This window comes from Bradyrhizobium sp. Unk1, from assembly GCF_059512345.1.
This window is the reverse complement of sequence record NZ_JCAMOP010000039.1, coordinates 15,580-36,361: the sequence shown is the minus strand read 5'-3', so window position 1 is coordinate 36,361 and position 20,782 is coordinate 15,580. Positions and strand designations below refer to the sequence as shown.

Below are 20,782 nucleotides of genomic sequence, written 5' to 3'. Positions count from 1 at the left end.
ATTGCGACCTCGAGGGATCGTGAACGGGCCGAATTGCGCGCGGAGAGAGGACTACGTGTAGCATGCGCGTCAGGCTCCGCTCCTTTGTCGGTTCCGAGGGCATTGGCTTGCTTCGTCAGACCGGTGCATTGTGGCAACATTCCTATGCTCGTAGGGCTCTTCACACGGCGAGATGCTTTCGTAGTTTCAAAGTACGTGCCAACAAGCCAGTGCTGCTTTTCTTTGCTTATTCCCATTCAGGGCGTGTCGCGTAGAGAACGGGGTGTCCTGACACCGACAGTGGCGTTGCAGATGCTCCGTCTTACTTGGACGACGCGCCGCGCAAGTTTGTCAGCGCGCGAAACCGCTTTACTTGGCGCGATGGAGAGCCGTGGATTTGAGGTCGGCTGCTTGCGGCCTCTCCGGCCAATTGGCCTCCGCGTTTTGACGCCAGGCAAGCGTGGTTAAGGAGTGCGATGACGAGCCAGGGCACCCGCGCTTGCGCGGGATGTCCGATAGGCGCTGGGGAGCGGGACGGTACGCAGCTTGTCCTAAGAGACGGCAGCCGCTCGGGATCCTTGATGTGTCGCGCGGAGCTGCGCGCCGAGTAAGTTCGAACGCCACGAATACCTCAGCCCCAGCCCGTCTTTCATCAATGCATGCTTGATATTGTTCGCTTTCGACTGTGGTGTGATACCTCGCCTACAGTCGATTTGATCGAGCTGAGCCTCTCTGCGCCTGGAGTCCACACGTCTCGAACCGATTACAATTCCCTTTCGCCGCGTTCCCGACAATCTCTCCTCAGACAATTGTAGCTAGACTAAAGAATGTCACATCAACTAAGAGATCTGGTCCGTAGCACGACTAAGTTAGAGTTTTAGCTTCGTGTTCTGATCTCTTGGATCCGCTGGCAGAGCGGTTCGTCTGCTTTCTCCCCAGACTTGAGCCGTCGCCTGAGAAATCCAGCAAGGAGTTTTTGGGAGCGTCATCATGCCCACTTTGCAGTCGAGATTTTGAGGTGATTGCAGCCGGTCGATAGTCGTTCCTGACGCACCCCGCCCGTTGCGCCCCCGCATGTAACGAAAAAAAACGGGCTACGAGCAAGATCGTGGGGCGGAGCAGCACAGGAAACGATGTGGTAAAGCGGTTCTGGCTCATCCGAGGCTCGAAAAGAGCCGGCGAGTTCATCGAGCTGGAGGCGCGCCGTCCAGGCGTCCCGTGCACCCCCGCCGAAAGTCGCGCGCTCGGAAATCTGTGATCCCGTGCGGTTCTTCAGCGGCGTCATCACGATCGCCTCCTATACCGTGAGAATAGCCGCAAGCAGTTAGCGACGGGCCGCATCCAACTTGTAGCTAATGCCTATTGCAACCCGAGCTGCGACTGATTCCTGTGGGAGCGGCGAGATCACCTCGGGAGGTAGCCCAGCGTTGCCGGTCCCGAGCAGGAAATGCACACTGCGCTCAATTCCCCCTAGACCGTGAATCTGCTGTTGTCGCTCCCAGATGCGCATATAAGGGGCGTCTCTTCCTGATCTGCGTTGCGTCCGCACCAGCCAAGCCCAAAGATGCATTCGCTCGATCGAGAACGATTCATCGAAGGCTTGAATCAAACAGACTTCATCGCGGAAAGGGGGCCAGTCTTCCGGGTCGTCAAGACAAACCCCTCCTGAGGCGGATCTTAGAGAGCGGTCCCGTTCCTCACTTTGCTCAAGTTGGCCGCTTCGAAGTCGCCCCATCCAAAAGCGCGAACATTGGTAATGACGATCCGTGCTGGCCAAGGCTTACCAGCTCCATCTCCTCGCTCATCGTCCGTGCAAGAGCCTCTGCTGATAGATGGATGAGCCCGTGCAGATGGCAGCCAAGTCTCTGCTCCGCTGCGGTAATTTCAGAACCGCTCGCGATGGCAAACAATGCGTTGAAACCATGGCTGGTGAACCATTCCATGCGCCGAAGTTCGAGCTCCTGTCCGGCATCAACAGGTACGCCAGCCGCCGAACGCTCGATCATAGATGCGGGCGGGAAATTGGCGACGCCGGTGATGCCGGCGTCCTTCAACGATTCGGCAATATCCTCCCAGCAAGCGAAAGGGTCGATCATGAGTATCGCCGCATAGACATGAGGGGCGGACGTTGCTTTGTCGAGGGTTAGCAAGTCTCGCAAAAGACAGTCGTTCCAGTCGAGGATTGGCAGGGTCGCCATGACCAGTAGGGAGTCTTCTGGAAGGCTGCGCAAAGAGGGCGCGTAGACTTGAAATTGTCCGCCTTTACTATGTCCGACATGTGTGTGGCAAGTCTGCCGGGAACTCTCGCTCTCACCGTTTCTACCCAATCTTACCCATTTGGACGCCTCACCGATCTTATACCCGGGTAAAGCCAGGTCTAGACCTTCTGTTGTTAGGAGTGGGAGGAAGATCGTGTCTCACCATTGCACGGACGACCAGAGGTCGGCCCGGCTTGGTAACGTGTCCGAACTGGCGATTGGATCCGCGACTACGGGCGTAGTCGCGATCGTGGCCACGCTGGATACGAAGGGTCGCGAGGCGTCTTACCTTGCCGACATCATCGAAGCGTGCGGCCGCAAGACCATACTGTTGACGTCGGCACTAAGAGGGATGGCGCTAAAAAACAAGCCGATGCGAAGGCCCCCACGAACTCTTGAAGCAGATTGCTGAGAGGACGCGCGGTAAGGTTGGTGACCTCCTGGATGAGCCATGGCCCTGGACGTTGAGCATCGTAAATTTGTCCGCGTTGGCTAGATCAAGGCAGGTGAAATGATTTCGGAGCTCGCTAAGCAGCTGGGACTAGATTCCGCTGTGCTTCAGAAGACAATCGAGGAACACAATGCGCACGCTGCCTAAGGACGGGATCCCCTCTTTGATCGCGGGGAAACGGCTTTCAATCGAACGCTCGGCGATACGACCGTGGGAGAAAATCCAAATCTTGGACCAATCAAAGACGACCATTGTCGCGTTGCCGATCATTCCGGCAACGCTTGGCACCGCCACCGGATTGGCGACAGTTACGGAAGCGTCCTGGATGCACAAGGCAACTCGATCCAGGGTCTTTATGCTTGCGGCAACGACATGACTTCGCCGATACGCGGATTTTATCCCGAGGCAGGCATAACAATCGGTCCCGCCATCGTATTCGCATATCGCACGGTCAACGCAATGGGGCTTTCCGCTGATCAGGAGCAAAAAGCCGTCACTTCCGGAGCTTGACCGTCTACCACACTCGTGTGTGGCGGGGAAATATGTGTTCGGGTCCGGGGCGCGCATCGGTAGGACTGGAGTGGGACAGCCTTCATCAGCAGCTCTCAGCAAAGGTAGGTCCCGACTGACCACATTCTCCAGATGGCAGCCGGCTTCGAGCGTGGTGAGCCCCGGCGGAGGGGGAGATCGCCGCATCAACTGTCTTCGAGTATCGCAAAGAGCTGGGCTCCCATAGGTGTTCCAAGACAGATGACAGCGGGAGAAATCGATCATTCAACAGCTAGGCTCCGTAGTGACGAGTCGAAAATGCCAGGACAAGCCGCGCAGGCGCCTGCTTCTCCGACGCGATCGCAATCCGCTGGCCGCGAGGCAGTGATGAAACTCGACAGGATCGATTTTCGTCTTCTTGATCTCGTCCAACGAGACAATCGCCTCTGCAGTGAACAACTTGGAAGGAAGGTCGACCTATCCGCATCCGGAGTTCAACGTCGGCTGAAGCGCCTTCGAGCCAAGGGTGTAATTGAGGCCGACGTTTCCATCATTTCTCCAAAATCAATTGGACAGAACGTGACGGCAGTGGTTCTCATTTCCTTAGAGTGCGCGCGTGCCGACACCGTTGATCGCCTAAAGCGGCAAATTCGCAAGATCTCTGAAGTGATGAGCGCATTCTACGTTACAGGTCTGGCTGACGTCGTCTTGCTAGTTAGCGTAAACGATATGGAAGATTACGAGCGGATTGCCCGGCGTCTTACAGACGAAAGTTCAGACATAAAACGCATTGAAACAATGGTTGTCATGGATCGGTTCAAAGCAGGCTTCACGTTGCCAATACTCCATCGTATGGTGTTAAGCGAGTGACGAAGAGAACGTTGGCTTGCTCAACTGCCGTCGACCACAGTCCGTAAGGAGCGGCTTTGGACCTTTCAGATGGGGATACATTGCGTCTCTCGCGTCACGCCAAGATCGTAGCAACCGTCGGTCCGGCATGTACCGAGCCTGAGAAGATACGAGCTCTCGACCTTTCCGGGGTCGATATCTTTCGGCAAAACCTCAGTCACGGAACCCACGAAGACCACGCCAAAAGTTATGTGTGTGTCCGTGACTCGAGCGGGAATTCGGCCGGCCGATAGGCATCTCCAAGGTCCAAAGCTTCGCATCGACTCCCTTGAAAGGCAGGCTGGCTTTGAGCGCTGGTGAAACGGTCCGCTTTGTGATCGACGGAGCCAAAGGAGCGAAGCAGTCGATACCCTTGCCTCATCCGGAGATTTTTGCAGCCATCCATCCCGGACGAGAACTTCTCATTGACGCTGGCCGGGTGCGCTTGAGGGTTACCGAGCCAGGAGACGGAGAAATCGTTGCGCAGTTGCGGTCGGAGGCCTGATCTCGGACCACAAGGGGGTCAACGTGCCGGGGGCCATGCTCGACTTATCTCCGCTCACCGAGAAAGACCGCGCCGACCTCGCGTTCGGCATTGACTTGGGGCCGACTGGGTGGCCTTGTCCTTTGTTCAGAAACCGTCCGACCTGATCGAGGCGCGCGCCATCATGGCGAGGCCGCAGTTCTGTTCGCCAAGATCGAGACGCCGATGGCGCTCGATCGCATCGACGACATCATTGGCTTGTCGGGCGGCAATTATGGTCGCTCGCGTTGGCGTCGAAATTCCGGCCGAGGAGGTCCCTGGCCGGCAAAAGGAGCTCGTGCGCGCTTGTCGGCGTGATCGCAACGCAAATGCTGGATTCCATGGTAGCTGCGCCGATGCCGACGCGGGCGGGGCCTCAGATGTCGCGACCGCCATCTATGATGGAGCCGATACAGTGATGCCATCTGCTGAACCGGCAAGCGGGGCCTACCCCATTGAAGCGGTTGCCATGATGGATCGCACATCAAAACCACGGAACGGCATCATCTCTACCGCTCGCTGATCGAGGCTTCTCAAGCTGACGAGACTACCTCTTCGCATGCGGTCGGCGTCGCTCAGTACCTTCGCTCCAAGGCGCGGTATATCCAATGACATGCCACTGAACGTTTGCACGGAAGGAAATTGCTCGGCCGTCGTGGCTACGCCGAAGGCCAGAGGTCGTCGTTCTAGTTATTGCCGATACGGCCTGGTTAGCGCGTCGGGATCTCCCGGTCGACGATTTCCTGAATTTGGCTCATCGTCAGGTCACGGCGGGTACTCATCAATTCCCGAATCCTGTCGATGCGTTGGTCGCGCACGAAAGACTCTCCGAGAGTGAAGGTGTCCTGCTCTCCGTCCTCATCGAAGATGAGCGGACTAGATAGGGCCGCGAGCGTCCACGCTGACGTTTTCCTGAGAGCCATCACTTTCGTCCTCCACATTCTGTCGAGTATAAGTGAAAAAGCTGAATTTGAGTATCGACCGGGACACACCGGCTGGGGAAAACCAATAATATGGGGGCCGGAATATACCAGCGCGATCGGGGAGGCCGTCGGAAAAATTCACGATCTGCTTGCCTTGGTCGTGAGCTGCCGTGATGATTTGCTGAGTGACGACAGATCGGGTTTGGTAAAACGGGACCTGTCTGCCGTTCCGGGAATGCTCCGGGAGGGAAACGATCAGTTGCCCCTTCGGAGAGAGCGACCTGACCGCCTGCGGAAAGAACGTTCCGAAGAGTCCCATCAGGCTGCCCCCTTCGAAATGGGTATTGAAGCCGTATGGCGGGTCGGTGATCAAGATGTCGAACGCCCCCGGGAAATTCTCGAGCGCTCGCGCTGAGTCCTCGACATTGGCGATATAGATACCCGGTTCGAGCTTTTTCGCGAGAAGGCCTTGCTTTAATTCGGATACCGTAATCCGCTTGATCTTTTCCGCCAGTTCGCTCAATCGCTTCCGATCCAGAAGCGATTGAGGGGAATAGGTGCCCTTTGCAAGGGCGAAGCGTTGGTGTCCGTCTGTGATCCACGTCGGACGTCTCATCGCCTCGACATGTTGCTTGAGTTCGACTGAGAACTGCTGCAGCTCACGACGGATCACTGCGAGGAGATCATCGTGAGAGCGAACCGACGATCTTCCGTTCACCAAGCCGCGCCAAGCGAGGTAACACAGCCATTTGTGCGTCGATTTCAGTGGTTCTAGAAAAGTCCGGAAGGAATCGCCGAAACCTTTGTCGAGGACCTCCTGAACCCAGCCAATGAACTTGGCGTTTTCCAGCTGTATCGAGGTAGTCGAGCGGTCGTTGATTAGCTCGTACAAAAGTCTCTCGACCACAGCGACCAAAAGATTCTCCGGCGACTTTCGTTTGTCCCACTTCGGTTGACCGAATGCGTCCAGAAAAGTCTTGATGCCGTCGGCGAAGCGTTGCTCGGCATAGACAGGGTCGCAGTATGAAGTCTTGAAGGTCTCAACATCTTCGATGTCTGCAGCCAAGAACTCGAGATTATCGCGGCAGAGTGAATAAGAGAACGGGTCCTTGTCAAAGCCCACGACAATCGCATTTTGAAAGCGGTAGGCGAGATCGATTAACGTTGTGCCTGTTCCGCAGAATGCATCCAGGATTATCGGGGAGGTGTTGGGATTCCCCTCTTGCGTTCTTGCCCAATGATCCTGAGCGATGTTGACCATCGCGCCACATAGAGTGTGGGGCAACGTCACGGGGGCAAGCCAGGCGGGCTTTCTTTCCTTAAATAAGTTCAGCTGGCTGGCGTTGTAGATCAACTGAGCATAAACGAAAAAGTATTGCTTCGTTCCACGCGAAAAGTATCCGCGCAAATCGGTTTCGTGGACGTTGTGGTCCGATACGAACCAAATTGTGGTGTCATCGCAAGCACCCGCTTTGATGCTTTGCTGTCTTTCAACCCAATATTCTTTCAATCCGCTGGCAACTATTACTCGTCCGTTCGTTTCGCTCGGGATGAGCGATAGCATTTGCTGAAGCGTCAGTTCCCCGATTGCGTGCTTCCTGAAATAGAAGCGTACTCCGTCAAGGCCGTTTCTGAGGGAGGATGCGGAATGGCCCTTCTCCCAAGGACTGAAAAATTCATCGGCATATGGCACAAGAAAGAACTTCTTCTGCGGCGTACGATCTAGGTAGCGATTGAGCTGAGCGATTAAGTCGCCCTTGGCCGCTTTTTCTATGTTTCTGGCGTAAAGTCCCGGTCCGGCTGACTGAATGTACCCCGATGCCGAAACGACATTTTGGAGGTCAATTTCAAGCGATAGCGGAATGTGGAGGAGTGCGGACGTGTGATAGTACTCGAGAATGACCGTCCGCTCCAAAGATTGTCGATGGTAGCGTATCAGGTGATCGCCGACTTCTTTGATGCGCTGTACGACGTCCTTGCGTGGTAGCGGCTGCTCCCCGAAGAAAGACGTCCAGATCTCCTCGATGAAGGAGGTGTAGTCTGAGTCACTAACGAAGTATGTATTCGCGCTATCTGCGGTTGCGGTTTCTGGACGTACCTTACTATACAGTCGAACCAGCGCGACCAATTCGTTGATGGCCAAGTTGGTCACCGACATATTCTTCCAGAAAAGAAAGAACACCGTTCCTGTCAATCGATTGAGGCTGTTGTTGCTCTCGAAGGTGTTCAAATAGAACCACAATTGCTTGAAATTGCGAGAGAAGGCTCTTCTGTTGACGGTGAAGCGCAACGGTTCTTTTGGGGAGCGTTTGGTTCTGTTTGATCGGACAATGCTGATTGCGTGCTCGGCGGCTTGGGTTAGAGCGGCCAACAGATGGTCTTGGGAGTGAGGTGTCATGATTTTGAAGCGTATCTCTGAAGAGCGAGCAGCTTAGCGGCAGCATTCTTGGAGTAACCTCGGGACCTTCCCAGTTCCAGTCGCCGCCTTTGGTCGGTGGAGGTTGCCGCGGTGGTGTTACTAGGGATGTTCCCAGTGTTGGGAATCGGCGCCGCCTGCTTCTTATGAGCAACGATGGAGCCGACATGATCGAATCCTTCTCGCTCTCGACAGCTCATTTGTTCCAGGACGCGATGGTGGCGCAGGCGCGCCTGCGATACAAGGTCTTCGTCGAGAGGCGCGGATTACCTCACCAGCACTACGAAGATTTGGAGTTCGACGAATTCGATACTCCATCGGCGCTCTATCTCGTTTGGCGTGACAGCGAGCGCGTAGTCCGCGGGCTGATCCGGTTGCTGCGGACGGATAGACCCTACATGCTCCGGAGCCATTGGCCTCATTTGGTCGAGGGCGATGCTCCCTCTTCGGAGCAGATATGGGAAATGACGCGAGTGTGTGTCGACAAATCGGTTGCGCCGAAAGTTCGGCGAACCATCATTCCCAAATTGCTTTGCGCAGTATCGGAACATGTCGGTCAGTCCGATGGAATTGGCGTGATAGGTGTGACGCGTCCACACCTGATCAGTCACTTCGTGCGCGACGGGGTTCGTTGGCTTGGCGCGCCGGATCTGATCGAGGGCGAGATCGAGCGCGCGTTCTATGTGCCGCGGGAGCACATCAGGCCTGCTTATCACTGCATGAAATACGGAATCGGCAACGTCTTGTACTGCTCTGGAAAAGCTACCGAGAAGGCCGCATGACCGTTGATCACAAACGCAAGGAGTCGGACGCTGTCGTTGCGGAGCGTATGGCGGACGCTGTCGCTTATCTCATTACGGTGGCGAGGGAAGCGGGGTTGGGTTCGATCTCGTCTGACCTGCTCGCAATCCGGCGCAAGCTACGGGCGAGAGCAAAGGTAGATGACGCCTCTCCGCCGTCGACAGCGTCGAATGAATCGGATCATATAGAAGCGCGGTATTCAAAATGATCTTCGAAGAGCTCGAGTCGCAAGTACGTTACTATTGCAGGCGGACCCGAACGTTTTCACCAAGGCCAAAGGCTCGCGGGTTTGGGACGGGGAGGGGCGCGAGTTCATTGATTCATGTCTGCTTGCGGATCTCTTAATCTTGGTCACAATGATCCGCAGATGAAACAAGCTCTGATAGCCTATATGCTGGAAGACGGGATTGGGAGCGCTCTGGATTTTCATACCGAAGCGTTTATCAAGCGGTTGCAGCAAGTGATCTTGAAGCCAAGGCAGCTCGAGTACGTGCTTCAATACGGGGCCTACGGGCGCGAACTGTGTTGAGGCAGCTCTGAAACTGGTGCGAAAAGGTGATAGGGCCGATCGATTGTCGCCTTTACGAATGCCTTCCACGGAATGACGACCGGAGCACTTGCCGTAACGGGCTCGATTGCGGCGCGGAGCGGTTTGGTCGGGACGCTCGACGGTGTGGTCAAAGTGCCGTTCGAAGGGTACCGTGGAGCGAGCGTGCAGGAATTGGAGCGCTTCGCCGAAATGGCCGCAGACCCATCCGGCGGTATCGAGCCGGTGGCGGCATTCATCGTGGAAACAGTCCAGGGAGAGGGAGGACTGAATGTCGCTTCAACGGGCTGGCTCGTCAAGGTCCGGGAGATCGCATCGAAACTCGGAGCGCTTCTCATAGTCGACGATGTTCAAGCTGGATGTGGACGGACCGGGCCTTTCTTCAGCTTCGAACGTGCCGGCATCGTGCCTGAACATGGTGTGTCTATCGAAATCGATCAGCGGGTTCGGTCTTCCGATGTCGCTTTTGCTGCTCTTTCCGAAGACCGACCTTTGGCAGCCTGGCGAACACAGCGGCACCTTCCGGGGGAACACTTTGGCTTTCGTGGCGGCCACCGCGGCCTTGGAGCACTGGGGCCGCGGGAGCTTCGCGGACGAGACGCTTTCAAGATCGAAAGCGCTAGATCGATGGCTCGATGGCGTTGTCTCCAGACATTCCTAGGTCGTAAGGCGAAAGAAGGGCATCGGGATGACGGCGGGGCTTGAGTTCCAGAATCCGGCCGTCACGGAGGTCGTGGTGCAGGAGGCCCGAGACCGTAGAGTCCGGATTGAGAGCTGCGGTCCTCACGATGAGGTAGCGAAGATAATGGCTCCATTGAACATTGAGATAACGTTGCTCACCGAAGGCTTGAATCGACTTGAGAACGCGATCGACGCCGTGTGTGCGATCAGCCGTGCGGCTTAACGTTTCAAATGGAGATAAGGCGGCACTGAATGCCTTTCACCACCGCGGTGATTCTATTGCTCACCCCGAGCTTGCGTATCGTATTCGAAACGTGAAACTCGACCGTCTTTTCCGAGATGTGAAGGATTTCTCCGATCTCCCAATTGGTCTTGCCTTCCTTGCACCATCGGAGGCACTCGACTTCCTTCAAAGTCAAATCATTCGGAGGAAGGATTTCGTCGCATTCCAACTCACTCAACCTGAATCTGTACTGATACGTAAGTCCCAAAAGCTTGGGCAGAATGTTGAGAGCTTCGCGCCTTTCGTCCCGCATGCTGAGGCTGATTAGATGCACTTCCCCACCCGGCCCATGAAGAGGAATCGTGACTCCTGAGTGGACGCCCATATCTCGGCAGTTCTCGATGAATGTTCTCTGAGCGCCCGAAATCTTTTGGCTGCCACAGGCTTCGCTCCACGTGAAGGGCCTTCGCGCGGACGGTACGAAATGGACGACGGGGTCCAGCTCGTCCCATCGATTGGAAACATACGTCTCAGCGTATCCCGCGGGAAACTTCAGCCACGGAATATCCACCACCGAACGATTGCGGGTTTTGGCATAGACTGCGTTCTGGTAGCCTTCCGCCTCGACAGCTTGGAGGTAGATGTCCTTCAAAGCTCCGGCCGTTTCCGCAGACCGAGATGAACTAATGAAATTCTCAATGCTTGCAATCATGCTGCCCCCAGCTTGCTTGCCTGGCTAATGTGCGTCGGCGATGTCGAGGAAGTCCCCCAAGTGGCTATTAAATACTGCAGCGCATCTCAAATGGGGAGCATGCCCTCCGTCAATCAAAATGGGATCATTCAACCATAAGTTATTGTACGTCAAGCGGCTTAAGTGATCGCGGTTGACGAACGGATCCGTTTTCCCCTGCACGATCGCCAGCGGTTTGGGACATGTCGCGACGGCGTCGACCTCGTCCGTGCCAAGCCCGGCAAGGCCGTTCTCCATCATGAAGCGTCTCGCGAGGCCGTCTGTCCTCGCGACCGTTCGCCATAGGACGGAAGTCTCTTCCGGCGTGCCGTCGAGCATCGCCGTCGCGTAACGCCGGCAATCCTCCGCCGAAAACGCTTCCTTGCCGGCCAAATCCATGTCGGGAGAGGACAGAAATCCCTCCGACGCCCCGAGCGCGCTGAGCCTTACCGGCGGGGTGCCGGTGACAAGCAGCGAACGGACGCTTGTGAAGTTGGCCCACATCTCAATGCCGATATGGCCTCCCAACGACCAACCCACGACGTGATATTGCGAGGTCCCGAGAGACGTCATGAGCAGATCGAGTACCTTCGCATAACCGGGAAAGCTGTAGGTCGTGCGAGGATCGGCGGCATCGTCCGACGCTCCATGCCCGGGCAAATCGACTGCGACTACTCCGAACCCCTTTCGAGATAAGTAGGGGAGTTGCTCCGCGAAGACCTCCTTGCAGGAGGAGTTGCCGTGAATGAGGAGGACCGTCCCCCGGCCCTTCTCGGATCGCGTGAACGCGATGTTCATGCCTTGGACGACCAGGTTCTGCAAGGGTGAGGATGTCATATTCTGAATGGCGCCCGCTTGCCGAATCGTGCGGTAACAATGTGCAGAAAGCGTGCCTCTTCGAGTCGACGAAAGACGCTGGGGACGTCCCTAGTTCACATCCGCGGAATTTGGAGCTACCGGGGACATATCGGGAAGTAATGAACCATCACGGTTCGGCGTGGACCCGGCATGTTTCCTTTGGTTTTGGCTGGCGTCGCCTTCGCACTGAGCGTCGCCATTCCCGATCGCGCACTCAGGTTCGGGTCTGCCGTGGGCGCCAGGTTTCTGGAGCGGGGTGACACCATACCCCCGGACGGCACCCCGCCGTCTGCAGCGAGCCTTGAGCTCTGGCTTGAGCGAAACGCTTCGGCCGCGAAGGGGTATGTTCGCGTGGTCCTACCGCTCGATGTCGGTTTCCTTCTTTGCCTCGGTATATTTCTCGCTGCTGGATCTTATGAACTGGCCAAGGGCACCGGCGCGCCCTGGTGGCTATTCTATGCGCTGCCGGCCGGATACATGGTGCCTCACCGAAGATTGCCTGATCGCGATAGTTCTGTCGCGGTCACCTCGGGATGTTTTTAGAACGTTCAATCGAAATGCGCACTGTGACCAAGGTTAAGTTGCTCCTTGCCGTCGCGTCTTCCGCGCAATTTTTCTTTGCTGCTCTGTGCGCAATCGACATTTGGCTGAAGTTGATCCGAGAAAACCTCAAGGCGTATTCATCTGGAGCGTGAATTCTGAGCCGACTAGGGACGTTCCTAGTCTACCGGACCAAAAATTCTCGGCAATGTTCTCGATCGGAATCCGGGGAAACTCCGCCTTGGATATTCAACGCCGATGGCCATCCATGACAAAGCGCATCATTCTTTTGCTCGACGGTACTTGGAACGACTCGGACTTCGGAGTTTACGACACGAACATCGTTCGCATGCGCGAAGCGATCTCGCGGACCTTGAGAGCCAAGGGCTCGTCGAAGGGGGAAGCCGTCCCAGGCAGCAGTCCCGAGACTAGGGTCGAACCGATCACGACCAAGAACAAGAAGAACATCATCTTTTATGAACGAGGAGTAGGCACCGGGGCTTTCCTGGATCGCTTTTTCGGGGGCGCTTTTGGTTTAGGGTTGGATGGCAACATCCGCCGGGCATATAAATTCTTGTCCTTCCACTACGAGCCCGGTGACCAGATATTCATCTTCGGCTTCTCCCGGGGAGCTTATACCGCGAGGTCGCTGGTAGGGTACATCCATGCTGCCGGCCTCTTAAGGCGCGAAACCTGTACGGCCGACCTCGAACAGGAGGCTTGGGATTTCTATCGGTGTCCGCTGAACGAGCGTCTTCCCGGTGTATGGAGCTCGTTACTTCCCCACATACACGACAGGTCGACACTCCGTGTGGCTCTTCTCGGTGTCTACGATACCGTGGGAGCACTTGGCATCCCGGCGAGCGTTTTCAGAGTTGCGAACCGCGATACCTACGAATTTCACGATGTGGAGCTCTCCTCGATCACCGATGTCAATCTTCACGCATTGGCCATCGACGAGCATCGGGAGGCCTTTGAGGCCTCCTTGTGGAGAAAGAGTAAATTCAAGAACTTCGAAACGAAAACCGAGCAGGTTTGGTTCGCCGGTGCTCACTCGGACATTGGCGGGGGGTACGTCAACGAAGACACCGAGGGGCAGCGCGAACACGCGTTGGACGACCTCTCGCTCGATTGGATGATCAAACGAATTCGCCACTACTACCCGGACTTCCCGATTGATCAAACCGCCTGGAAGGGCTTGGATGCTGACGAAGTGCGATCCCGAGCCAGTTGCCAGCTGCACGATTCCCGTACGTTGCTGTTCCGTCTTTTCCCGTACGCATTCAGATCCATCTCGAACTATCGGGTAGCTGCAACAAGTCGCCGCATCCCCCAAGTGGTCAACGTCAGCCGGGATAGGCACGCCGAGCCGATCGAGGAACGCATTCACGTCTCGGTACTGATGCGAGCCTTTTGCGTACCCCAACTCGGGTACACCGCGCAAAATCTCCAGGCGGTACTCGAGGTAATCAAGCGCGGATACGGGCAGCCGAATCCCGAGATTGGCATCGTGGGGTGGGATGGCGAACCGCTCTCGCCCATCAGTGTGGACGCGATCCTTCTGGACAGCCATCTGAGAATCTCCACCGACGGCGAGAAGGAAGTACTCAAATGACGACAATTGAAGTGTTCGTCCTGATCTTCGCCGCTTCGGGTTTTTCCGCGATTGTATTCGCGCCGCGGGTGATCATACCGAATTCTAGTTCGGCTAAGTACGACGAGATTCTACGGGTCGCGACCACCAGAAATGCGATCAGATCGACCATGGCTCAAGTGGTAGCTGGGCTCGCGTTCGTCGCCACGTTCATGCAGAGTTCGGTGAATTACAGTCTCGACTACAGGCAAAAGACCGATCTGGCCACGGCCGATCAATTCGCAAAAGCCTTCTCGCAATTGAAAGAAGCACCAGACAACACGTGGGTAACCATTGGTAGCTTCAACGTCTTGGCCCGCATCGCCGAAGCCGATCCTCTCTACAGGGCCTCGACCTATTCCGCGATGGCCCAGTTCATCAGCGCTCGGTCACGAGCAGTATGCGGCCTGAATGCGGGCGCTCCGAAGCGTGACGCCTACAAAGACGCTGCTTTCGCGCAAGATGCCGCGGTCAGCGCCACCACCCGTCTATTCCTGGAACGGGGGCGGATGATCACCTTCGGAGGCAATACGACCTCGATGGAACGTGCCTTGCGAATGCGGATGCCTGGGGCACGCGCGGCTTGAGCTGGTTGTTCATTCCTGGCGCCAAGATGCTTCGGATCAGTGCCGGGGAAACGACGATCTCCGACTCCGACATGAGAGGTGTCGAGGCGGGAGTCGTTCACAATACGAACTGGTCCGAATACAGTGCACTGGGGGCGTGGTCCTTGCATCATGAGGTCGCAGCGGAGAAGTTGGCGCGTTTAAGGGCCAATTTCTCGAACGCAAAGTTCCAGCGCGTGCAATTGGATGGAGCTGGCATGGAAGGCGCGAACTTGGCAGGCGCGTCTTTCAGCGGAGCTTCTCGGCTTGTCGGAGCGAACTTCGAGAAGGCCGACTTGAGCGGGGTGACATTTGGCGACTCGGATATGAACAGTGCGGGCTTATGGGGTGCCAACATCGCCCGCGCCGATTTCTCGAAGGCGAACAACCTGACGGTCGAGCAGATTAGATCCGCTTGCGTACGAGATGCCGACCCGACGAATACGTGGTCATCGATCGCGCCGAGCCTTCCGTCGAGGATGGCAGCCCGGGTTCAGCGGGCCGGCGGAATCGAACTCTGCCGCTAATAGGCCTATGCTAGGCGGAAATGTCGCGCGGCCGCGAGGATCGCATCCTCCGGTCGATCATGCACCGACACGATGCTCTCGGAAAGCATCAGGTTCTGAAAGTTGCCGAAGCTCTCTACTTCCAGGCCGCTTGCGTCGCGCATCGTGCCGAGTTCGTCGCGAGAGGCGGGTATGCGCTCGGAAAGAGGACGCACATCGGTCGTGTACGCGAATATCGGCAGACCGAGAGCGTAGGCCATCCCGACTTCGAAGGACGTGCCGTCGTCGGCATGCGGCCCTCTGAAGGGCGAAAGGTCCGCGACCATCAGGTCGCATCTTCGCAAAAGGCCCACGTTGTGTTCGAAGATTTCGCGCGCCGACACCGTATTGGGAGCGGGGGGATCGATGGGATAGCAACCATTCAGCCCAAGTTTTCTGCACACCTCGACCAGATATCTTCCGGCGGGGAGGGCGTTGGGCAGGAATACTGTTGGTCCGGCGAGGTAGACCTTGGGGCTCTTGTCGCGATCAGCCATGGCTAACTCTCAGGTTTTGATCGATTTCAGTAGTTTGTTCGCGTCTTTGGCCGCTAGCTTCACCTGCAACGGGTCTCCCGTCATTTTCCATCGGACCGCATCTGCATTCTGCCGGCCGTCGAGCGCGGCCTCGAAATGCGGAGTTCCGTGAATGGCGATGACGACCGCGTGCGAGCCCGTCGCGCACGGAATAGCCTTGGCACTTCCTTCGGCGTCCTTCCAAAGTCCGACCGACCACGACTCGACAAATTTCTTATCCTTGGCCTTCTCGGTTTCGTTAGACCGCTTGATGAGCGCTCGGGACGTGAACGTGAGGACCGAACACCCGGGATCGTCGGAAAGCGCCGTCGCATATCGACCTGGCCAACGTGCGATGAGTTGCGGACCGTCCATGAGCAGAACGAACACGAGATTGGACCCGATCGAGCGCAGGACTTCGTGACAGGGGTCGCTTCGGGCGAGATCTTCGCAGATCAGTGTCGTGAATACGGACGCGCTTCTGATAACCTTCACGTATATGTCGCGCTGGGTGATCGCCATCTTTTCCCACCACATGTAGTTGGGATTGAGGCGTTCTGAGAGAGCGTAGCGGTTCAATTGATGACGATCGAGACGCCAGCGATGGTGCTTGCCGCTGCTGGTCGTGGCGGCGAGGCGCACTTGCTCGCCGTCCGGGCCTTTCTCGTCGAAGAAGTGGGACGACAGCGAAAAATTTCCTTTGATACCCGCGCAGTTCTCGCTCGACCCGGCCAGTAGAAATTCCACGTCGGGGTGGAAGTCGCGCAGATGATTTGCGATCGCCTCATAGCAGGCCCAGTTCAATGCGTATTCGGGAAACATGACCGCGTGGATGTGCGTGGTCTTTTTCTTCGCTTGCGCTATGAGAGCTTCGACGTATTGGACCATTTTTGCCGGATCGTTCCGAAGCCACGTTTGGTCGAGCGAGAACCAGCCCCACGGCTTGGCACGGGTCTTGTTGGCGACCTCCGCTGGGGTCGATACCGGCTCTGCCCGAAATGCCTCGTCGGGGATTTCGTAAGGATACGGAATCAGCAGGAGCTTTAGGTCCACTTGAGCTTCGGGCAGTGGGCGGCACGGGGGGCGTTGCCAATGGACCCTCATCTCCCCGCGTGGGGGCAGAAGTGCCAGGTTGTGCGCCAATGCGCGCGGTGTGCAGCCGACTTCCGGCGTATGTGATTTCGGTTGGACGCAAACGACGTCGCGGTCCGCCCTGGTGCAGATGCTGGCGATGTGCGCGTCGATGCGACGATGCCGATCGCTTGGGGTGACGGCGTCTGCCGCGCGACGGAGGATGAAGTCGACGGTGACCGCGAAATGATTATTGCTTTCCTTCCCTTCGACATGGACGTAGCCGGCATCCGCGCTGGCTTCGTCGGCAATGACCATCAGGCCGTAACAGATCTCCCACCATTTCGGAGGTGTCGGCAGAGTGGATGCCTCGAAAACGAGCGACTTGCCCTGCTCGACCAACGCGCTCCATAGCTCCGTGACCTCGACAGGAATTCGCGGAAACTCCACGGACCACCTGCGACCTACCGTGCGCCAAGCTTCGAGCTGATCTTCCGTCAAACAGACGCACGGGCTTTTCCAGAACGTCGGATCACCCCGCGGGATGATGTTGTGGTAGACGCTGCCAACCTTTAAAAGGTATGATGTTACCGCGAAAAGATCGGGCGGGAAAGCAGGAGCTCCGTTTCCCTCCTCGTTTGTACCATCGGGGAAAACCCTGGAAATCACGTCCGAAACGAGCAAAGGATTATTCGTGGGCATAACTTCTTCGTGGTTGTCCGCGGCGCCGCCGGAACGAAGGTACGGAAAAATTGTTGTATTTACAGCGCGTTAAAACTTTTAGTGGCAATCTGAGAAAGAGTTCAACCCGTGACTCCCCTAGGGGGCCGCCTCGAACGCGGCCATCGACTCAAACTGCCAAATCGTGCATAGCTGGTACGCTGCAATGCAGAGACACCATAATTAGGTAGATTAGACCCTAGACCCCGGGCCGGGGTCCCTAAACGGAATAGGTATTTGATGTGACCATTATTGCTGACAAGGCTTATCAGGAAGCGAGCCGGCGGATGGCGGATTCCGCCGAAGAGACGGTCGTCGCGCGTTTCCGCGAGGTCTATGGCGAACGTGGTCCGGCCATCCTGCAGCAGCTCACCGATCGTATGACCGAGAACATCAAGTCCGACAACGATATGACGTTGATCAACGGGTCTGTGGGCGCAAAGGTCCGCTGACGGCTGTGCAGCGCGCGGGTCGACGATTGCTCTTATGCTTGAGGAGGCCGCGCCGCTTGCGCGGCCTTTTGCTTGTGTTCGAGGCCAACGCTAAGGGCGCGGGATCTCGAACTTGAGGGGCCCGCCGCATGCCGTCCGACATTGCCACTAGCGTTAAGCCAGTAGGCAAATCCTCGACCACCGCCACGGCCTCAAGCTTCAATTCCTTATCGCAGTCCCGGAGCTCGACGCCATCGACTACTAAAGTCGCGAGCTCCTTGTAATCGGGAGTCCGGCTCGGAACTCCGTCCCAGACGCCGACTGTCCATCGCACATCCTTGTTCGCCTTATCGTCGTCAGGCCCAGCAAGGACCAAAATGCCGCCCTTGATTGCCGCGAGATCTCTGACACCGCGGCCCTTGCCAATCTTTAGGAAGGTGACTGCGCCATCCGGACCTGACGTTTCGAATAAAGCTTTCGCATTCAGCGACAGGATCGGGGCGCTTCCGTCGATGGCCGGCCCCCTGAAGCCGAAATGGAGGAGGCCATCGCTGGCCGCGAGGCCTTCGATGTTCACGCCGCGCTGTCCTTTCATTTCCGGCGCATCCTCGGCCGGTTCGGTGCCCAGACACTTGCGCTCGCCGACATAGTCTTTGAGATCGGGTTGCGATGCCATGAGAGCCCAAAGGCTGTCCTTGTCGAGATAGTCGACTAAACCACCATCATTGTCCCGCTTGGCAAGACCGCTGGCCGGATCATATGCGAACCTGACGACGTGGCGACTTGCCTCGTTGCTTTCGCATGAGCTTCTCTTGGCCGAATGAGATGCCGTAACGTAGTAATATTTCTCGTCGACGGCAGCGCCTTCGGCGTCGAGCTCATCGTCGGTCGATCGCAACTGGACCGGTGTGTTGTCTACTGCGTACCCGGTCGACGAAAGATCGACGAAGTGGGCCATGGTTCCTTCGTCGAACACCACGAGACATTTTCCACCGCCGGTCCCGCCGATGCCGGGACACGCAATCCCGCTCAGAGATCTGCGTGTTTTATTCTCGCGCGAAGCAAAGGTAAACTTGCCTCCGCTCCATGGCCCCGACAGCGGACGCACCTCTGTGGCGTTGGCTCTGAACGTCGACGCGACAGGAAGCAGAAAGCAACTCGACAGAGCACACACTACTGGCAGAGCAATCGATCTCATGGGGCGATCCTCGATGTCGAGATTCGTTTTAATGGACTCTGGCCTCGTCGCGCATGGACCGAAAGCACGGCGCCAATGGCAGTTGCACTTCGCCAAGCTCCCACCCTAACTCGGCAGGGATCGTCGCCGTAGCTAGTGAAGACCCCAGGGCCGGCTCGGCCGGCCAGCTCTCCTCCACAAGTAGGCCGACCTAGTAAGGTTCCTAGGAGCCAAGAGACTACGCGATTGATCATTATCAGGGCCACTCGATCATTCGGGCAGTCGACATGATACATTTCTCTATCGAACGCAGCGGCCGCATATTCAATTCCAGCGCCGACGGCGCAGCGCCGTTCTTCCTGGGCTGTCAAACCAGCTATCGCGACAAATCGTCGGGCGAGGATTTCGAAGGCTTATACAATACGCCGCGCCGGGAGCTTCCGAAGCTTGTCTACAAGGCCACGGATTACAGAGGAATGTATCAGTTTTGGGCCGATTTCATTGAGCCCACCTCGAAGTGCGAGGGCGGAAACTTTCTCACGCTGAACACCTACGACCGAGCGAGGTTCACCTGGGGCTTCGGGCAATTCGGAGCCCACGTACCGGACGGGGATTTCGTCGAGTTCTTCCGAGATATGATTAGTCGCCCCGAGAACGATAACTACTTCCCAGATTTGACGCTGAAGGACGGCAGGATCGTCAAGGTCTCGGGAGGAAGCGCGATCGCGATGGAGACGGCGACATCGACCGCACCGTTGATGGACTACCTCAATCCTTCGACTACGGCAGTTGAGGACTCGGAAGTCATTTCCGCGGCGAAGCTCATTCATTGGACGACAAACGTGCAGCAGGCGAGGGAGCTGCAAGTCCTCCATATGGTCGGAACATTCAAGCGACTGATGGCCGACTCCGACGCGAGATTGGGATTGGACGGACGGACCGCCGACATTTGCTTGGCGATTTGCGACATCAGGCACCAGGGCCGCGGAAAGATCGCGGCCATGCAGTCGGCACTGGGGTCGTCGCGCCCGCTGGCCAACCTGCTTTCGATCGGCAGCATCGCCTATCCGGAGCGCTGCAATACCTTGAGAACGGAGATCGCTGCGAAAGGCGACTTGCTTTCAGACAAGAGGTGGAATCGACGCAACGCGGACTTCGTGTGATCATGCCCATTGAACCCGCCCTTTTGGCGACGGCAGCGAGCGAATGGAAGCGTTGGGGCTTTTCGGCTGCTCCTATTCACGGACCAAAATCGATTGGCGGCCATGAGACGCAAACACCGTACGTGCAGTACGTGAACGACTATTGGGCGGCAGTCGGGGAGCCGACGAGAAACGGAAAATCGCCGTATCCGTGGTCGGCGGCATTCATTTCATTTTGTTTTCACGGTGCGGATGCGGGTGCTGGTTTTCCCTACAATGCGGCGCATTGGGGCTACTGCGAAGCAATCATTTCGAAACCGAAGACCTACCCCAATCTCGAACTGCTGAATCCGGTCAACAACGCACTCGCGTTGGGCGATCTCATCTGGGCGGCAAGAGGCGGTTCGGAGTGTCCGCTCGCGCCGGGTAACTTCGACGCTGCTATCCAAGCGCTCAAGCGGGGCACATGGTTCTGCTCTCACGCGGACATCGTCGTCGAACTACGGGACGGAGAGGTGGACGTCATTGGCGGCAACGTGTCGGATTCCGTGACCAAGACGACGTACAAGGTCGTGAACGGCAAGATCCGGGATCCCCGTCATAGCTGGCTGGCGGTAGTCAGAAACGAGCTTTGAC

22 protein-coding genes are annotated in these 20,782 nt (G+C 56.9%); 14 read left to right on the top strand and 8 right to left on the bottom strand.

Annotated features, from left to right (window positions below):
* Positions 1-1,685: 1,685 nt before the first annotated feature.
* Complete coding sequence (locus AC5ZFO_RS36360) at positions 1,686-2,177, bottom strand: hypothetical protein (RefSeq protein WP_496123310.1); 492 nt, start codon at positions 2,175-2,177, stop codon at positions 1,686-1,688.
* 601 nt (positions 2,178-2,778) lie between these two features.
* Positions 2,779-3,021 (bottom strand): hypothetical protein, encoded by a 243-nt coding sequence (locus tag AC5ZFO_RS36355; RefSeq protein WP_496123356.1) that lies wholly within the window; start codon positions 3,019-3,021, stop codon positions 2,779-2,781.
* Between AC5ZFO_RS36355 and AC5ZFO_RS36350 the strand changes: the two genes are divergently transcribed.
* The 5 genes from AC5ZFO_RS36350 (at position 2,926) to AC5ZFO_RS36330 (ending at position 5,111) form a co-directional block, all read left to right on the top strand.
* Positions 2,926-3,198 (top strand): FAD-binding protein, encoded by a 273-nt coding sequence (locus AC5ZFO_RS36350; protein ID WP_496123354.1) that lies wholly within the window; start codon positions 2,926-2,928, stop codon positions 3,196-3,198. The genes AC5ZFO_RS36355 and AC5ZFO_RS36350 overlap by 96 nt on opposite strands.
* 366 nt (positions 3,199-3,564) lie before the next feature.
* A complete protein-coding gene (locus tag AC5ZFO_RS36345; RefSeq protein WP_496123353.1) occupies positions 3,565-4,047 on the top strand; it encodes an Lrp/AsnC family transcriptional regulator in 483 nt (160 codons plus the stop codon).
* Between the two features lie 56 nt (positions 4,048-4,103).
* A complete protein-coding gene (locus AC5ZFO_RS36340; protein WP_496123309.1) occupies positions 4,104-4,319 on the top strand; it encodes a pyruvate kinase in 216 nt (71 codons plus the stop codon).
* A 274-nt stretch (positions 4,320-4,593) separates the two neighbouring features.
* Entirely contained in the window at positions 4,594-4,716 is a 123-nt protein-coding gene (locus tag AC5ZFO_RS36335; RefSeq protein ID WP_496123308.1) for a hypothetical protein, read from the top strand.
* Positions 4,680-5,111 (top strand): pyruvate kinase, encoded by a 432-nt coding sequence (locus AC5ZFO_RS36330; protein WP_496123307.1) that lies wholly within the window; start codon positions 4,680-4,682, stop codon positions 5,109-5,111. The genes AC5ZFO_RS36335 and AC5ZFO_RS36330 overlap by 37 nt, the downstream gene beginning before the upstream one ends.
* A 353-nt stretch (positions 5,112-5,464) precedes the next feature.
* Here the strand turns inward: AC5ZFO_RS36330 and AC5ZFO_RS36325 are convergent, their stop codons facing one another.
* A complete protein-coding gene (locus AC5ZFO_RS36325; RefSeq protein WP_496123306.1) occupies positions 5,465-7,882 on the bottom strand; it encodes a TRM11 family methyltransferase in 2,418 nt (805 codons plus the stop codon).
* Between the two features lie 212 nt (positions 7,883-8,094).
* Here AC5ZFO_RS36325 and AC5ZFO_RS36320 point away from each other — a divergent pair, with 212 nt between their 5' ends.
* From AC5ZFO_RS36320 to AC5ZFO_RS36310, 3 genes are all read left to right on the top strand, one after another.
* Positions 8,095-8,709 (top strand): acyl-homoserine-lactone synthase, encoded by a 615-nt coding sequence (locus AC5ZFO_RS36320; protein ID WP_496123305.1) that lies wholly within the window; start codon positions 8,095-8,097, stop codon positions 8,707-8,709.
* Positions 8,710-9,095: 386 nt separating this feature from the next.
* Complete coding sequence (locus AC5ZFO_RS36315; RefSeq protein ID WP_496123304.1) at positions 9,096-9,257, top strand: hypothetical protein; 162 nt, start codon at positions 9,096-9,098, stop codon at positions 9,255-9,257.
* A gap of 72 nt (positions 9,258-9,329) precedes the next feature.
* Positions 9,330-9,980: an aminotransferase class III-fold pyridoxal phosphate-dependent enzyme gene (locus AC5ZFO_RS36310; protein ID WP_496123303.1), complete on the top strand. Its 651-nt coding sequence runs from the start codon at positions 9,330-9,332 to the stop codon at positions 9,978-9,980.
* Positions 9,981-10,183: 203 nt separating this feature from the next.
* Here the strand turns inward: AC5ZFO_RS36310 and AC5ZFO_RS36305 are convergent, their stop codons facing one another.
* Positions 10,184-10,891 carry a helix-turn-helix transcriptional regulator gene (locus AC5ZFO_RS36305; RefSeq protein WP_496123302.1) on the bottom strand — a complete coding sequence of 236 codons (708 nt, stop codon included), beginning with the start codon at positions 10,889-10,891 and terminating at the stop codon, positions 10,184-10,186.
* A gap of 24 nt (positions 10,892-10,915) precedes the next feature.
* Positions 10,916-11,731, bottom strand: coding sequence for an alpha/beta fold hydrolase (locus AC5ZFO_RS36300; RefSeq protein WP_496123301.1), 816 nt, complete (start codon positions 11,729-11,731; stop codon positions 10,916-10,918).
* A gap of 844 nt (positions 11,732-12,575) precedes the next feature.
* On the opposite strand from AC5ZFO_RS36300, the gene AC5ZFO_RS36295 reads away from it, so the two are divergent.
* Genes AC5ZFO_RS36295 through AC5ZFO_RS36285 form a run of 3 tightly spaced genes read left to right on the top strand, consistent with a single transcriptional unit; the run spans position 12,576 to position 15,072 of the window.
* Entirely contained in the window at positions 12,576-13,922 is a 1,347-nt protein-coding gene (locus AC5ZFO_RS36295; RefSeq protein ID WP_496123300.1) for a T6SS phospholipase effector Tle1-like catalytic domain-containing protein, read from the top strand.
* The gene (locus tag AC5ZFO_RS36290) at positions 13,919-14,527 is read left to right on the top strand and encodes a hypothetical protein (RefSeq protein WP_496123299.1); all 609 of its coding nucleotides are present in this window, start codon (positions 13,919-13,921) and stop codon (positions 14,525-14,527) included. The genes AC5ZFO_RS36295 and AC5ZFO_RS36290 overlap by 4 nt, the downstream gene beginning before the upstream one ends.
* Positions 14,524-15,072, top strand: coding sequence for a pentapeptide repeat-containing protein (locus tag AC5ZFO_RS36285; RefSeq protein ID WP_496123298.1), 549 nt, complete (start codon positions 14,524-14,526; stop codon positions 15,070-15,072). Before AC5ZFO_RS36290 ends, AC5ZFO_RS36285 begins: the two co-directional genes overlap by 4 nt.
* Before the next feature lie 5 nt (positions 15,073-15,077).
* On the opposite strand, the gene AC5ZFO_RS36280 is transcribed toward AC5ZFO_RS36285, so the two are convergent.
* Complete coding sequence (locus AC5ZFO_RS36280) at positions 15,078-15,587, bottom strand: nucleoside 2-deoxyribosyltransferase (RefSeq protein WP_496123297.1); 510 nt, start codon at positions 15,585-15,587, stop codon at positions 15,078-15,080.
* Between the two features lie 9 nt (positions 15,588-15,596).
* Positions 15,597-17,378, bottom strand: coding sequence for a hypothetical protein (locus AC5ZFO_RS36275; RefSeq protein WP_496123296.1), 1,782 nt, complete (start codon positions 17,376-17,378; stop codon positions 15,597-15,599).
* Positions 17,379-17,638: 260 nt separating this feature from the next.
* On the opposite strand from AC5ZFO_RS36275, the gene AC5ZFO_RS36270 reads away from it, so the two are divergent.
* The gene (locus AC5ZFO_RS36270; protein ID WP_129590955.1) at positions 17,639-17,848 is read left to right on the top strand and encodes a hypothetical protein; all 210 of its coding nucleotides are present in this window, start codon (positions 17,639-17,641) and stop codon (positions 17,846-17,848) included.
* Here AC5ZFO_RS36270 and AC5ZFO_RS36265 read toward each other — a convergent pair.
* Positions 17,817-18,806, bottom strand: a complete 990-nt coding sequence (locus AC5ZFO_RS36265) for a DUF3616 domain-containing protein (protein WP_496123295.1) — start codon at positions 18,804-18,806, stop codon at positions 17,817-17,819. The genes AC5ZFO_RS36270 and AC5ZFO_RS36265 overlap by 32 nt on opposite strands.
* 485 nt (positions 18,807-19,291) lie before the next feature.
* Here AC5ZFO_RS36265 and AC5ZFO_RS36260 point away from each other — a divergent pair, with 485 nt between their 5' ends.
* Both AC5ZFO_RS36260 and AC5ZFO_RS36255 read left to right on the top strand, forming a co-directional pair.
* Positions 19,292-20,167 (top strand): hypothetical protein, encoded by an 876-nt coding sequence (locus tag AC5ZFO_RS36260; protein WP_496123294.1) that lies wholly within the window; start codon positions 19,292-19,294, stop codon positions 20,165-20,167.
* A 2-nt stretch (positions 20,168-20,169) separates the two neighbouring features.
* Entirely contained in the window at positions 20,170-20,781 is a 612-nt protein-coding gene (locus AC5ZFO_RS36255) for a DUF2272 domain-containing protein (RefSeq protein WP_496123293.1), read from the top strand.
* The last annotated feature ends 1 nt before the right edge of the window (position 20,782 follow it).